A 14857-nucleotide genomic window follows, 5' to 3' on the forward strand; every position below is an offset into this window, starting at 1 on the left:
TGTCGCTGGCCACCCTGGCCGCGGCGGCGGCGCTGCTCGGGTAGGTCCGTCAGCTGACTCGTCCAGCATCATGGTGACCAACGAACACGAACCGGACTCGATTCGCCTACCGCCGTTGCAGGATTAAGCGTCGCGACGGCGGAAAGTGACAGCGGCAAGCGTTAGTACGGAGAGTGTCCATGTGACCGTGGCGGCGGCACCGCGGGTCGGGTCGAGGGCGGCCGTGTCCGGCAGGTAGGCGGCGTTGGTGCAGCTCCGGGCCCGCAGCAGCGGGCCTGCGATGAAATACAGACCGAGCAGCAGAACCACGGCGGGCACTGCACGGCGAACGACGCCGGCGACTGCGGCCCCCAGCAGCGTGGTGAGCGTCAGGTAGGCCGTCGCGGCCGGCATCCAGGTGCCCGCACCGCCCGCAAGGGTGCTGGTGGCCGCTGTCACGGCGGCCACCGGAAGCGCCACCACAGTCAGCGCGACGGCCTTCACCGCCTGTAGTGGCAGGCGCCGGGGCATCGCGAGCAGCGTGGTGCTGATTTGGCCGCCCTCCTGGTACTCGGACGCGGCCGCGAGCACGCCGAGCACCAGGAAGCCGGCCTGGGTGTAGCCGAGTGGGGCCAAGGCGGCGACCTCGCCGAGCGACTCACCGTGGAACTCGGCAGATGCGTACACGTACGTCAGCAGCAGGTTGGCGGTCCAGGTCAGTAGTGCGGTCAGGCGCAGCGACGGCAGGGTCAGCAGTTTGCGCAGTTCAGCGCGGGCGGTGTTCATACGTCCCGCCGCTCAAACAGGACCGCGCCGACCACGAGTAACGCGATGACCCAGGCCGTCATCACCAGGCCGGCGGTCACCGGGGCGATCTCGACCGGGAAGTCCGCGCTGCCGATGAACATCTGCGCTCCGACGATGTCCGGCAGATAGGAGGCAAGGTCGGTGACCTTCGTCAGCAGGTACGACACTGACACGACGGAGCTGTTGATGATCAGCAGCGTCAACGGCACGATGCCGTTGCGGGAAATCAGCGCGATCGCATACGCCAGTAGTGCGGTCAACGTCCAATAGAGGATCGCGGCCACGACTCGGGCCGGGGCGGGTGCCGGCGCGTGTTCGCCGTACAGCACCTGGGTGAGGGTGAGTGTGGCGGCTGTGGTGACCGCTGCCTGGGCCGCGACGACCAGCACGAGCGCGGTGGCTTTCGCCACAAGCAGACGCAGCCGGTCGGGGACTGCGGCGAGCGTCGCGGTGAGCTGGCGGGCGCCGGGGGCGTCCTGGCCGGTGGACGTGTATTCGCTGCTCACCACGATCACGCCGAGGACTATCGGACCGATCAGGCCGATACCCAGGTCGCGTAGGCCCAGGTCGGACGTGTCAGTGAGGGTGCCGGCGGCGATCGCGCGGCGGGTGTAGGGCGCGTTCAGCAGGAGGACCACGGGTGCTGTCAACGTACCGAGAACCAAGCCGACCCAGGCGGTGGGCAGGCCGAGCAGCTTACGGAGTTCGGCGCGGACCGGGCTCACCACGGGCCTCCGGCCTCGGTAGCGGTCAGCTCGAAGAAGGCGTCCTCGAGCGTGCGATGATCGCCGATGACGTCGGCGAGTCCGCCCTGGATCACGATCCGGCCCTTGTCGATCACGATGACGTCGTCGGCGGTCTCGGCCAACTCGCCCATCAGGTGGCTGGAGAGTAGGACCGTGCGGCCCTGCGCGGCGCTGTCGCGGAGGAATTCACGCATCCAGCGGATCCCGGCCGGGTCGAGGCCGTTGACCGGTTCGTCGAGAACCAGCACCGCGGGATCGCCGAGCAGCGCGGTGGCGAGCCCGAGCCGGCGGCTCATGCCGAGGGAGAAGCGGCCGGCGCGTTTCCGCGCGTCGCCGGTCAGGCCCACGACCTCAAGGACCTCGTCGGCACGGGAGTCGGGCAGACCGTTGCTGGCGGCTACCCAGCGCAGGTGCGCGCGGGCCGTGCGGGCCCGGTGCGCACCGCTGCCGTCGAGCAGCGCGCCGACAGTCAGGAGCGGACGGTCCAGTTTCTGGTAGCGGCGCCCACAGATCAGCGCGGTCCCGCTCTGGGGGCGGTCCAGGCCGAGCAGGATACGTAACGTCGACGTCTTCCCGGCGCCGTTCGGCCCGAGAAAGCCGGTGACCCGGCCGGGTCGGGCCTCAAAGGTGACCTCGTGCAGGATCTGGGTCCTGCTCTTGGTCTTGCTGATGCGATCGATCGTGATCATAAGCCCAGTCAACGCAGGTTCCGGCCCTCGCGCATCGGACCGTTCTCGGATCCCGACGGCCGGGTCGGCCCGCAGACCGTCAGACCCTGGTCTGAGAACTACAGTCGGGGTGGTGAACGCCCATCCGCGCCCCTCCCGGCGGTCCACGGCAGTGCCGGCGGCTGCCGCGGTGATGAGCGTTCTGGTGATGTCCATGTGCACGGTCGGCGCGCAGGGCCCGTTCGCGCTCGTACTGCCACCGCTGATAGTCGGTGGCGCTGTCGCGGCTGCGCTATGGGCTGTGCGGCGGTCACGCGCCGACCGGACCGCCTACGAATCACGGCTGACCGCCTGGGCGGCCTCCGAGGCGGTGCTCGCCGAGCGGTTGCGGATTGCCCGCGACCTGCACGACATCGTCTCGCATGGCTTGGGTTTGATCACGGTCCGCGCGGCGGCCACCCGACATCTACCCAAGCCTGTGGAGGTCGAGGCGGCGCTCACCGACATCGAGGAGGCGAGCCGGCACGCCACCGCTGAGCTACGCCGCATGCTCACGGTCCTGCGCGAGCCGTCGGCCGCCAGCCGCCGTGCGCCCGTGGACAACCTCGACGACCTGCCCGGCATCGTGCACGCGGCGTCGCTCGCCGGGCTTCGGCCACGGCTGATGATCGAGCCGCTCGGCCCGGTATCGCAGGGTGTGCAAGTCGCCGTCTGCAAGACCGTGCGGGAGGCGCTCAGCAACGCGGCGCGGTACGCGGGACCGACGGACGTAGGGGTGCGGGTGTATCGGGACGGAACATCCGTAGTGGTCACGGCGGCGGACACCGGCCCAGTCGACGAATGGCGGGCATCGCCGGGCGCCGGACACGGGCTGGCCGGGTTACGGGAGCGGGTGGGCAGTCTCGGCGGAACGCTGTCGACGGAGCGGGTCGACGCGGGCTTCCGCGTCACCGCGAGGATCCCGGACGAGGCGGTGTGAGCGACATCCGCGTACTGCTGGTGGACGACCAGCCGCTGCTCCGACACAGCCTTGCCATGGTCATCAACAACGAGCCGGGCCTGACTGTCGTCGGCGAGGCCGGCGACGGCGCACATGCCGTGTCGTGCGCCCGCACCACCCGCCCCGACGTCATCCTGATGGACGTACGGATGCCGCACCTCGACGGCCTCAAGGCCACCCGCCGCATCTGCACGGACCCGGCACTGTCCACCGCCCGCGTCCTAGTCCTGAGCATGTTCGAGCTCGACGAGTACGTCTACGAGGCACTGCACGCGGGCGCGTCCGGTTTCCTGCTCAAGGACGCCCATCCCGAGGAACTGATCGAGGCGATCCGCCGCACTCACCGCGGTGAGTCGCTGTTCGCGCCGTCGATCCTCACCCGGCTCGTGGCGCATTACGTCGCAGCACCACGGCCGGATAGGCCGTCGCCGAAACTGAGGCGGCTGACTGGCCGCGAGGTGGAGGTGCTGACACTGATCGGCGGCGGCTTGTCGAACGACGAGATCGCAACTGCCCTGGCTATATCGGTGAAGACGGTGAAAACGCACATCACGCACCTGATGGCGAAGCTGACCGTTCGCGATCGGGCACAGCTGGTGATCGCGGCGTTCGACGCAGGGCTGGTGCGGCCACGCCCCTGACTGGAACGCGACGGTTTGCATCGATCGTCTGGCTCCGACACAAAGCAAATCTGCTGCGAAACCGAGGCCGGATCCGGGCATGCAGCCGGTCGAACTCCCCATGCCACCGATCAACATCAACGTCCGCCACAGGCAGACCAACGAACACGAGCCGAACTCGATTCGCCTACTGCCGTTGCAGTATTAATCCTGCCCTCAGGTTGATCGGGGAGGATGAGCGCAAAAGCATCAACTGGAGGGCGGGCCGGCGTGCAGATCATGATCGCCGATGACGAGGCGGCCATCCGTGAGTCGCTGGAGCGGGTGCTTCAGGTCGAGGGTTATGGCACTAGCACCGCCGCCAACGGTCTCGCCGTGCTCGACGGGATCGGTGGCGCGGCGCCGGATCTGCTGATCCTCGACGTGATGATGCCCCGCCTCGGCGGGTTGGAGACCTGCCGGCGGTTGCGGGCGGCGGGTCGGGATCTGCCAGTGCTGATGCTGACCGCCCGGGATCAGGTCTCCGACCGGGTCGCGGGGCTGGACGCGGGCGCCGACGACTACCTGCCCAAGCCGTTCGCCACCGAGGAGTTGCTGGCCCGGGTCCGGGCTCTGCTGCGCCGCCGTGCGCCGGGCGACGACGATTCGCAGATCCTGTCGTTCGCCGACGTCCGGCTCGATCCCGACAGGTTCGAGGCGTGGCGGGGTGGGCGGCCGCTGTATCTGACCCGGACCGAGTTCTCCCTGCTACAGGTTCTCGTGCGCAACGCGACCCGGGTGTTGACCCGCGACGCGCTGTTCGAGGCGATCTGGGGCTTCGACATGAGCACCACCGCCAACAACCTTCAGGTGTACGTGAGCTATCTGCGCCGCAAGATGGAGGCCGAGGGTGAGCCGCGATTGATTTACACGCTGCGCGGCTTGGGGTACACGCTGCGGGAGACTCCTCCGTGAGCAGGCGCGCCGGCCGGGAATCGCGTCGGCTGATCCGATGGTGGCGCCGGCGGTCCCTGCGGACCAGGCTGACGGTGATCGCGGCGACGGCCATCGCGGTCAGCGTGTTCGTGGCCTTCCAGGTGGCCAGCGAGCTGCTGGACTCGGAGCTGCAGGACAGCGCCGAGGATCAGCTGCGCGCGGACTCCCGCATTCTGGCGACGACCGTGGAGCACACCGGCCTGGCGCAGGTCCAGCTACCGCCGTATCCCGGATCCGGTCGGCTGGTGCGGGTCATCCTGCCCGACGGTTCGACCCGGACGCCGGCCGGCCAACCCGCGCTGCCCCCCGTCAGCGGGCACGCCGGGCGCGTGGCGCAGGGCGCGTCGGCCGACCTGATGGAGTCGAACGACAGCGACGACGACGGTTACCTCATCTACACGCTGCGGGCGGGCGACGGCGCGGTCCAGGTGGCCCGCAACAACGACGACAGCCCAATCAACCGATTCGGGTTGGGCATGCTGCTGATCGGACTGCTGTGCGTGGCCGGAGGCGCCCTTGTCGGGCGGACCGTGGCGCGGACCGGGCTGGCACCGATCGACCGGCTGACTGCCGCCGCGGTTCGTGTCGCGCAGACCCGGGACCTCGACGCCGACATCCCGGACGAGGGCGGCGGGGAGATCCGGCGGCTGATCCAGTCAATCAACGACATGCTCGCCGCGCTCCGGGACTCCCGGCGGGCCCAGCGGCTGCTCGCCGAGGACGCCGCCCACGAACTCAAGACCCCGCTCACCAGCCTGCGCCTCAACGTTGAGCTGCTGATCCGGCTCGATCGGCGCGGCACCCTGGACAGCGCACTGCCGGCGGAGAGCCGGACCCGGCTGCTCAACGATCTCGGCGCCCAGGTGGCCGAGTTGAGCACCCTTGCCGCCGAGCTGACCGACCTGGCGCGCGGCGACGTCAGCGACGAGAGCACCGAACTACTCGATGTCGCCGACGTGGTGGTGGCCGCCGCGACCCGGGCTCGTTCCCGCGTGCCCGACATCGAGGTCGCGCTCGACGTGACCTCCGTGTGGGTGAGCGGGCGTCCCGCTGCGCTCCAGCGGGCGGTGCTCAACCTCATCGACAACGCCGGCAAGTGGTCCCCCGCTGACCAACCGGTCCAGGTCCGGCTCCGTGCCGAGGGCACGTCGGCGGTCCTCGAGGTCGACGACGCCGGGCCGGGCATCGACGCCGCCGACGTACCGCGGGTGTTCGACCGGTTCTACCGTGCCGACAGCGCCCGGGCGCTGCCGGGATCAGGTCTGGGCCTGTCGATCGTGCAGCGGGTCGTCGACGCCCACGCCGGCCGGGTCACCGTCGCCCGGTCCGCACGCGGTGGCGCGCTGCTGCGGATCATCCTTCCGGCCGCCGCCCCGCCCGCCCGGATCGCGCAGCTCACCGCGGGGATGAACACGGTGGCGCGCTGACCCGCTGCGGCACGGCGCCGGGACCGCCACGGCGCGCGGTGCAACGACCCGCCGCAGCGGGCGACGCAGGACAAGGGCGGCGGACACGGTGACGGCCGCCGGGCCATGACAAAGATCCGGAACGGGCAGGAGCCCGTCCCGGATCTCGACTGTGCCGCCGCGCTCACCGTTGCGGCGCGGGCCCCTCCACGAGCGGCCGTTGATCGTCCGGCAGCTCCACCGGTCGGGACAACCGGCTCGGCCACCACATCCGCCGGCCGATCAGCAGGGTGAGGGCGGGCACCAGGACCGACCGCACCAGCAAGGCGTCGAGCAGCACGCCGAAGGCGACCAGGAACCCGACCTCGATCAGCATCACCAGCGGAAGTGAGGCGAGGACCGCGAACGTGGCCGCCAGGACCAGGCCTGCCGAGGTGATGACGCCACCGGTGGCGGAGAGGGCCTTGAGCATGCCCTCTCCGGTGCCGAGGCGCACGGTCTCCTCCCGGGCCCGGCTGGTCAGGAAAATGTTGTAGTCGATGCCGAGCGCCACCAGGAACAGGAATGCCAGCAGCGGCACCGAATAGTCGACGCCCTTGAACCCGAGGATCGTGTCGAAGACGAACACGCTGCCGCCGAAGGCTGCGGCGAATGAGACGATCACGGTCGCCATCAGGACCAGCGGGGCCACGATCGCTCGGAGCAGTAGCCCGAGGACGATCAGGACGACGATGAGCACCAGCGGGATCACCAGCTTCTCGTCGCGGGTGGTGGTGACCTCGGTGTCGAGGTTCTCCGCGCTCGGCCCGCCGACGATCGCCTCCGCCCCGTTCACCGCGTGCACGGCGGTACGCACCCGCTTGATCGTGTCGTACTCCGCGGCGGTGTCCGGCGCGTCGGTCGGGAACACGGAGATGTCGGCCCAGCCTCCGCTGGTCTGCCCCGGGACGGCCAGGGCCACACCGCGAGTGCCCTGAACGATGTCGAGCACCCGCTCCTGGTACGCCGGCCGCGTGAAGATCGTCATCGGCTGGCCGCCGAGCTCCGGGAAGTGCTGGCGGAGGACGGTGAAGCCGGTGACCGACTCCGGCGCGGACAGGAACTGGTCCTGCTCCCGCAGGGCGCCGGTGTTGCCCGCCAGCCCGATGGCGAGCACGCCGAGGACTCCGAGCGAGCCGAGCGTCGCCACCCACCGGCGGCGGCTGATGGCGGTGCCGAGCCGTCCCCACAGCCCGGGCTTCTCCTGGCCGGGCGTGTTGAACCGCGGGATGGCCGGCCAGAAGATCCGCCTGCCGAGCACCACGAGCACCGCCGGGAACAGGGTCAGCATGGCCACCAGCGCGCACAGGATGCCGGCGGCGCCAATCGGGCCCAACCCGCTGGTGCTGTTCAGGTCGGCGGCGAGCAGGCAGAGCAGGCCAGCGATCACTGTGGCCGCGGACGCGACGATGGCCGGCGCCGCGCCGCGTAGCGCGTGGACCATCGCGACCCGGACGTTCTCGTGGTGGTGCAGTGTCTCCCGGTACCGGGCGATGAGCAACAGCGCGTAGTCCGTTCCGACGCCGAATACCAGGATCGTCAGCAGCGCCGAGTTCTGGTCGTTGATCACGATGCCGAAGCCCTTGACGAGCAGGTAGACGGTCGCCATCGCGGTCAGCGCGGCCGCGCCCACAGCCATGAGCGGGATGAGCCACAACACCGGGCTGCGGTAGGTGAGGATCAGCAGGAGCGTGACGACGACGACGGTGGTGAGGAAGACCTGCAGGTCGATGCCGTCGAAGACGGCGTCCATGTCGCCGTCGACCGCGGCGGGTCCGGTCACGTCGAGTTCCAGGCCCGCGGGGCGGTCCTTCGCAGCCTCACGCAATGGGCCGACGATGGTCTCCGGTGCGCCGTAGGTCGTGCTCACGTCGAGGGTGAACATCATCGCCTTGCCGTCGGTGGAGGGTCTCGTCGGTTGGTCCTCCTCGTCCTCGCCGCCCGCCGCCGTCGCCTTCGGCGGGTACCGCCTGGCAAGGGTGTTGTGGTGGCGCTCGACCGACGCGCGGTCGGCGTCGGTCATGCCGCCGGCGCGGTGATACACGAAGACGAACGTGTTGTCCTCACCGCCGGGGAGGCTGTCCTCCAGCACCGCCACCTTGGTGGACTCGGCGCTGGCCGGCAGGGTGTCCACGGCTCTGTCGGTGGTTACCGAGCTCAACTTCCCGCTCAGCGGCACCATCACCGCCGCCAGCGCCACCCACAACCCGATCACCAACCATGGCACCCAGCGGCCTGCCAAGCGACCGGCCGGCGCTTCCCCGGGCGGCGCTGCCTTGACTGCCATCACTAGCTTCCTCCATACGGGTTAGTTCGCTCATCCGATGCCGACTTCGTACCGGGCGAATCTGAGACGACCGTTAATGCGCCGATCAGGCCGGGTGGCCGAACCAGGTGCCGAGCGCACGCACCAGCGCGGTGGTGTCCAGATCCTGCGCGGTGGGCAAGGCCCAGGCGACGCATCCGTCGGGCCGGATCAGCTACGCGTCGACGTCCACCCGGCCCGTGCGGGCGGTGACGGTGTTGACCCGTCCGGTCCACGCGGCCGGGCGTCGCGGACCTTTGTTTCCGCAGGCCAGCCACGCTGACAAGGTATGGGGGCAGAACGTATTCACCACATTGGACCGTCGGCTTGAGGTCCGCCAATCTCGACCAGGTGTTGAGGAGAGAAACGCACAGGCATCGCCAGCGATGTCAGCAAGCTCGACGACCTGGATCCGACCCGCCGATCCCGACAGATCCGGCCAGCCCTACGGCACCGGCACAGCAGTCGGATCGCCGCCGCCTTGCTGTCCTTCGCTGGTGGGATCTCGATTCCCTTGGCGATCACCGCCGGTGGCAACGCGTTCGGCGGCACGATCGCTCTTTGCTGGCAGTGGCGCAATTCCTCACCTGCGGCCGCGTTCGGTGACCTGCATAGGGCTTTGTCGACTGCTGCGCAAACCGTGAGCGCTTCAAGGCCGTTCAGGGCACCCCGCTGCTCCCAATCTGCTCCCCTAGACCGGGCTCGCACCAACATTCGGGCCATAGGATTCACTTCTATGGTCCGTACCACGCCTCCGCGTCCCCTAGCCCTCACCGAACTCTTCCCCGAACTGCGGGAACATTCCATCACCGCTACCCGCCTGCATCCCCGACCCGGCGCTCCGACCATTACGGACAGTTCGGTCGGCGGACCGCTGCTATGGCCGGCCGACGAGGTATGGCCGGTCTGCGACGACGCCGGGGCGCACGAGCCATGGAACCTGACGACCCCGGCCGCCCTGCACCGCAGGCGGGAGATCTTCGCGACCGCAGAAGCTCGGGAGCCGCTGCCGGGCGGAGACTTCTTGACTGCGGAGGAGCGGGCCGAGCTCGATGCGGCCGACGCTCTGGACCTGGACGACCTGATCGAGGTTCCCATCCCGTTGGTTTCGGTCGCGCAGTTGTACCGACGAGATATCCCGGACTACGTCGGTCCGGACGGCACCGACCTGCTCCAGGTGCTGTGGTGCCCGGTGGACCACTCAGACCGGCACTACAGCCCTCGCGTCTTTCTCTACTGGCGCGACAGTTCCGCCGTCGGCCCCCTGCTCGAAGCGCCTCCCGAGCCGCCGGTGATCAGTGACATGTACCTGCCGCTTCCGTGCGTGGTGCACCCGGAGCAGGTCCGCGAGTACCAATACGCCGACCTGCTCCCCGATGACCTACGCGAGCGGCTCGACGAGTGGGATGACGACGAAGACGAGAGCCGTCCCCACTATCAGAGCGACTTGTCGCTGGCGCCGGGATGGAAGGTCGGCGGGTACGCGAACTGGTCACTGACCGATCCGTACCCGATGGACTGTGCTGCCTGCGGCACCACGATGACCTTGATTCTCACGGTCGGCTCCAGCGACTGGAACGGCATGCATTGCAGCTGGCGCCCGTCCGAGGAAAATCCGACCGCGTCCCCAGACACCGTCGGCGTGCAGATCGGGCGCGGCTACTCGCTGTACACCTTCTGCTGCCCCGAATCAATCGATCATCCCCCGGCCACCGCTATGCAGTGACGCGGCATCCCTCCATGGCGTGCCGACAAGCGGGTCGTCCGCTACGAAGCCCCATCCAACTCGCCGCCATCGACGAATGGCTGTGACGGATTTGAACACATGCCCTGGACCGGGGCACCTTCTAGTGCAGTCACCGTCGGGCCACCGGTCGAACGGCTCGCTCACCGGCAGCGCGATCCCTTCGTGCCTCGGCAGCTCGGCTGGGCGTTACCGGCCGCACCCGGGTCGCCCGGAGCCGAGCGCCGCCGACACGGGCGAGCGTGATTCACCTCGCACAAATTTGCCCCTGACGTCAACGTGAGGTCTTAGCGTGGCGATATGCAAATCAACGGCTCAACAGCTCTCGTGACCGGAGCTAACCGCGGCCTCGGCAAGGCCTTCGCCGAGGCCCTCCTCGCCCGGGGCGCCACCGTCTTTGCGACCGCCCGTCGCCTGGAAAGCATCGACATCCCCGGTGCCGTCGCGCTCCAGCTGGACATCACGGATCCCGCGTCCATCGAGGCCGCCGCAGGCAAGGTGGGCGACCTCGACATCCTCATCAACAACGCCGGCACCTCCACTGAAGCCCCGCTGCTCGGCCCCTCCACGGAGAACATCCGCCGCGACCTCGACACCAACTTCTGGGGCACTCTCAACGTCACCCGCGCCTTCGCGCCCAGGCTGGCCGGTGGCGCCATCCTCAACGTCATCTCGGCGCTGAGCTGGTACACCTTCAGCCCCGGCAGCAACGGCTACGCCGCCTCCAAGGCCGCGGAGTGGTCCCTGACGAACGGCATCCGCCTCGAGTTGGCCGACCAGAAGACTCTGGTCACCGCCCTGGCGCTGGCAATCGCCGACACGGACATGATGGCTGGCGTCGACATCCCCAAGCTCGCGCCCCACGAGGTGGTCGCCCAGGCCCTCGACGGACTGGAAGCAGGCAAGATCGAAGTCATCGCTGACAAGCCCACCGCCAACGTCAAGGCCTCCCTCTCCCGCGATCCCGCCGACTTCTACGCCGACATCACCGGCAACCTCTTCGCCTGACTTCACCGGTAATCCGCCTGCCGGAGTAAGCGGCTTGGTCAACGGGCGTACGCCCGGCGGGCGGCCCGGATTCTCATGAAGCCGGGCCTCCGCCTGACCGCCGCAGGGGTGCGGACGTCGAGCGAAGTCCTGAAGGTCGTGATCGGCTTCGTGGTCTTGAAGCTGGCGCCCCCAAGGGGCGGCCGAGAGCTCCGGGAGGTCACTGGTCCGGTGCGGTGTGTCCGGGCGTCGGGATCACGTCGAGCGCGGCCATGGTCTCGCCGGTCCAGGGTGATCGCGCTCGCGGACAGGTTCTCGTCTAAGGGACGTCTCGTAATGGCTGCGCCGCCGCCGGGGCTACGATCGGCCGTGCAGTTCGGGATCTCGGAGTTGGGTGAGGCCGCAGCCTTGGATGCTGCCTTCCCACGTCGTCTCGGTGACGACGTGCGGGAAGCGTTGGCAGTCCTACCGCCGGCGCCGAACGCGCCGACGCCGCCGTTCCGTGTGCTGGTCGATGGTGAGCCGGTCCTGATTCCATACCGGATCTACTTTGACGAGCCGTCCGTTGCCGCGGAGGCGGCGAGATTCTGCTGGTCATTCGGCGAGTTCTCGCGCCGGAGCTGGTTGTTCCGCACAGCCCTACGGACGCCGTCTACGGGCGATTTGCCGCCGAGAACCCGGCTTTGGTGGCGCTCACCGGCCGGCGGATCGCCAGCTACTGGGACTGTTACCACCGACGGCACTACCCCACGCTGATCGACTACCCAGGGCACACCGTGATGGCAGCGCTGCAGGCGGCGGCACTGAGGCATGACGTCTCGGACGGTGATGCAAGTTAGCCGACTTCCCGCGCCCACCGCGATGTCGCACGCAGTCGTGTTGACCGTCGGTGCCCGGCACCCCACCGCCGTACGCGCTCCGGTCGACTGACCGCCGGCCACCGGCGCCCGCCCGTGACCGTGCGGACAGCCGCAAACGCGTTTCTCCGATTGACGTTCGCTGCGTAGCATCTCCGGCGATCAAGGGGGATGAAACGGTGGGCAATTTCCAGCAGTTCGTGGCGGATGTGACTTCGCGGCTGTCCACGATGTCCAGGGGTGAGTTGTACGCCGTCGGCGACGGTCTCGACGGGGACTCACTCTGGCTCACCTTTCTCGACTCCTTCCCCGCTGGCACCAATCTGCGGTTCCGTGAGCGATCCGAGTACGACTGCTCGACCTGCCGCGGTTTCATCAAGCACTTCGGCAACGTCGTCGAGATCCACGACGGGCGGGTCCGTACCGTCTGGTCCGGGGTGTCGGCATCCGACCCGGTCTTCTCCGTCGTCGCCGCCGCTCTCGACGAGTTCGTTCTTTCGCTCCCGTTGTCCACCATCTTCCGGTCCACCCAGGCGCAGTACGGGACGAAGACCACCCGAACGCTGCGCGACGGCCAGGTCGAGGTGTGGCACCACCTGCACGGCCGGGTGGAAGAGCGGCATCGCATCGAGGACGTCGGCGCGGCACGGGGCAACTTTGAAGCCGCGGTGCAGGTCTTCCAGCGTGGCCTGGCCGAGCTGACCCGGCACGCTCTGGACACCGTCGTCGACCTCGTCGACGGCAACGCCCTCTACCGCGGCGCGGAGCATCGCCGGGCGGTGATCGAGTTCCGCTCGCTGCAGAACCGGTGGACCCAGGCGACCGACCGGCGTGCCTTCGTCTTCGCCAACGCCATGAACCCGGCGGCCCGGTTCCGCAACACGGTGATCGGCACCCTCGTCCAGGATCTCGCCGCGGGCGTCGACCTGGAGCAGGCGGTCCGGTCGTTCGAGGCGAAGGTGGCGCCGCAGAATTACCAGCGCCCCACGGCGTTGATCACCCCGGGCATGGTCAAGGCCGCCATGAGGACCATTGCCGAGCTGGGCATCGAGGAGTCGTTGCAGCGACGGTTCGCCCAGCTGTCCGACGTGTCGGTCACCAACGTGCTGTGGGTCGACAACGACACCCAGGCACGGATGAAGGACGGCATCGAAGGGCTGCTCATGCAGGCGGCCACCATCCGGTCGTCAGGTGCGCTCCTTCGCGACGCCAAGCCGGAGGAGATCCCCGTGGTCTCCTTCATGAAGGACGTCCTGCCCGGCGCCGCCACGATCGACCTGTGGGTCGCCAACACCTACGAGCCGCACCTCGTCAGCCTCACCACCGGCCGGCGCCCGGCTGCTCCGCGGTTGTTCAAGTGGGACAACGATTTCGGCTGGTCGTACGGCGGCAACGTCACCGACTCGATCAGGGAGAAGGTCAAGCGGGCCGGCGGCAACGTCACCGGCAAGCTGCGGGTGAGCCTGTCCTGGTTCAACCACGACGACCTAGACCTGCACGTGTACGAACCCAACGGCGACCACATCTGGTACCAGGAGAAGCGCAACAAGCTGGACGTCGACATGAACGCCAGTGGGACGCTCTCCCGCGAGCCGGTGGAGAACGTCACCTGGACCGACCGTGTCGCCGACGGTGAGTACCGGATCGAGGTGAACCAGTACCGCAAGCGGGACAGCACCCAGGTCGGCTTCGTGATCGAGACAGAGAGCAACGGGAAGATCGAGCATTACAGCCACGAGCGCGCGGTCGGCCACAAGGAGACCGTCGAGGTGGGCCGGATGACTGTTGCCGGCGGGGTGATCACCGCTTTCCGGCCGGGTAAGGACGTGCATCCGGGCAGTGCGGGCAAGGAGTTGTGGGGCATCACCACCGAACAGTTCGTACCGGTGTCCACCATCATGTACTCGCCGAACTACTTCGACGACAACGAGGTCGGCAACCGGCACTACTTCTTCATCCTGAAGGGGTGCGTGAACGACCAGCCGACGCGGGGGATCTACAACGAGTTCCTCCGCAGCGACCTGCAACCGCACCGCAAGGTGTTCGAGGTTCTCGGCGACCGCACCAAGTGCGAGCCGTCTCCAGATCAGCTGTCCGGCCTCGGCTTCAGCTCCACGGTCCGCAGCTCTGTGGTCGCCAAGGTGACCATGACCGGCGGCCGGCGCCGCCTCATCAGCATCCAGTTCTGATTCCCTATCCAGATATTCCAGAGAGGCTACCGTGACCATTTTCGAGAAGGCCACACGGGAGAAGTTCCGCTATCCGTCGGCCAAGGGACTGCTGACCACGGAACAGCTGTGGGAGCTTCCGCTGACCGCCCGGTCCGGCTTCAGCCTCGATGATGTGGCCAAGGCGGTCAACGCCGAGCTCAAGGCCGTCGACACCGAGTCGTTCGTGGCCACCGAGGCCAATCCGGCCAAGGCAACCTTGGAGACCAAGCTGGAGGTCGTCAAGCACGTCATCGCCGTCCGCCTCACGGAGGACCAGGCGGCGAAGGAGGCGGCGGCCAAGAAGCTGGAGAAGGAGAAGCTGTTGGCGGTCCTGGGCCGCAAGCAGGACGCGGTCCTGGAAAACCTGACCGAGGCAGACCTACTGGCCCGAATCAACAACCTGTAGCCCGCCGACAATCAGCGTCTGCCAGCGGGCCCGCACATCGCCGAGAAGTACGGTCGCCATGCAATACCTGTGCGGCCAGGCCGGCACTGGCAGCGACATCGTCACTGC

13 protein-coding genes are annotated in these 14857 nt (G+C 68.4%); 8 read left to right on the forward strand and 5 right to left on the reverse strand.

Going from position 1 to position 14857, the window contains the following annotated elements:
• Window positions 1–123: 123 nt before the first annotated feature.
• From GUI43_RS13590 to GUI43_RS13600, 3 genes are read right to left on the reverse strand one after another with little or no spacing between them, the layout of a single operon-like run.
• A complete protein-coding gene (locus tag GUI43_RS13590; protein WP_112583124.1) occupies window positions 124–765 on the reverse strand; it encodes a hypothetical protein in 642 nt (213 codons plus the stop codon).
• On the reverse strand, window positions 762–1511 hold the full coding sequence (locus GUI43_RS13595; RefSeq protein WP_112583321.1) for an ABC transporter permease: 750 nt from the start codon (window positions 1509–1511) through the stop codon (window positions 762–764). Before GUI43_RS13595 ends, GUI43_RS13590 begins: the two co-directional genes overlap by 4 nt.
• Window positions 1508–2221, reverse strand: coding sequence for an ABC transporter ATP-binding protein (locus GUI43_RS13600; RefSeq protein ID WP_112602291.1), 714 nt, complete (start codon window positions 2219–2221; stop codon window positions 1508–1510). The genes GUI43_RS13595 and GUI43_RS13600 overlap by 4 nt, the downstream gene beginning before the upstream one ends.
• Before the next feature lie 112 nt (window positions 2222–2333).
• On the opposite strand from GUI43_RS13600, the gene GUI43_RS34565 reads away from it, so the two are divergent.
• From GUI43_RS34565 to GUI43_RS13620, 4 genes are all read left to right on the forward strand, one after another.
• Window positions 2334–3179: a sensor histidine kinase gene (locus GUI43_RS34565; RefSeq protein ID WP_249037738.1), complete on the forward strand. Its 846-nt coding sequence runs from the start codon at window positions 2334–2336 to the stop codon at window positions 3177–3179.
• A complete protein-coding gene (locus GUI43_RS13610; protein WP_225855008.1) occupies window positions 3176–3841 on the forward strand; it encodes a response regulator in 666 nt (221 codons plus the stop codon). Before GUI43_RS34565 ends, GUI43_RS13610 begins: the two co-directional genes overlap by 4 nt.
• Before the next feature lie 258 nt (window positions 3842–4099).
• A complete protein-coding gene (locus tag GUI43_RS13615) occupies window positions 4100–4774 on the forward strand; it encodes a response regulator transcription factor (protein WP_181518534.1) in 675 nt (224 codons plus the stop codon).
• Entirely contained in the window at window positions 4771–6222 is a 1452-nt protein-coding gene (locus GUI43_RS13620) for a HAMP domain-containing sensor histidine kinase (RefSeq protein WP_112698928.1), read from the forward strand. Before GUI43_RS13615 ends, GUI43_RS13620 begins: the two co-directional genes overlap by 4 nt.
• Window positions 6223–6385: 163 nt before the next feature.
• Here GUI43_RS13620 and GUI43_RS13625 read toward each other — a convergent pair whose 3' ends face one another.
• Both GUI43_RS13625 and GUI43_RS35130 read right to left on the reverse strand, forming a co-directional pair.
• Entirely contained in the window at window positions 6386–8527 is a 2142-nt protein-coding gene (locus GUI43_RS13625; protein ID WP_112698929.1) for an MMPL family transporter, read from the reverse strand.
• Window positions 8528–8612: 85 nt separating this feature from the next.
• On the reverse strand, window positions 8613–8720 hold the full coding sequence (locus tag GUI43_RS35130; protein WP_369074187.1) for an aromatic-ring hydroxylase C-terminal domain-containing protein: 108 nt from the start codon (window positions 8718–8720) through the stop codon (window positions 8613–8615).
• Between the two features lie 561 nt (window positions 8721–9281).
• On the opposite strand from GUI43_RS35130, the gene GUI43_RS13630 reads away from it, so the two are divergent.
• The 4 genes from GUI43_RS13630 (at window position 9282) to GUI43_RS13645 (ending at window position 14749) form a co-directional block, all read left to right on the forward strand.
• Window positions 9282–10271, forward strand: a complete 990-nt coding sequence (locus GUI43_RS13630) for a hypothetical protein (RefSeq protein ID WP_112698930.1) — start codon at window positions 9282–9284, stop codon at window positions 10269–10271.
• A 318-nt stretch (window positions 10272–10589) separates the two neighbouring features.
• On the forward strand, window positions 10590–11297 hold the full coding sequence (locus GUI43_RS13635) for an SDR family oxidoreductase (RefSeq protein ID WP_112583118.1): 708 nt from the start codon (window positions 10590–10592) through the stop codon (window positions 11295–11297).
• A 1015-nt stretch (window positions 11298–12312) separates the two neighbouring features.
• Entirely contained in the window at window positions 12313–14322 is a 2010-nt protein-coding gene (locus GUI43_RS13640; protein ID WP_112698931.1) for a DUF8224 domain-containing phage-derived protein, read from the forward strand.
• A 31-nt stretch (window positions 14323–14353) separates the two neighbouring features.
• Window positions 14354–14749 (forward strand): hypothetical protein, encoded by a 396-nt coding sequence (locus GUI43_RS13645; protein ID WP_112583116.1) that lies wholly within the window; start codon window positions 14354–14356, stop codon window positions 14747–14749.
• Window positions 14750–14857 lie beyond the last annotated feature (108 nt).

The organism is Micromonospora noduli (assembly GCF_003264365.1).
Classification (GTDB): Bacteria; Actinomycetota; Actinomycetes; order Mycobacteriales; family Micromonosporaceae; genus Micromonospora; species Micromonospora noduli.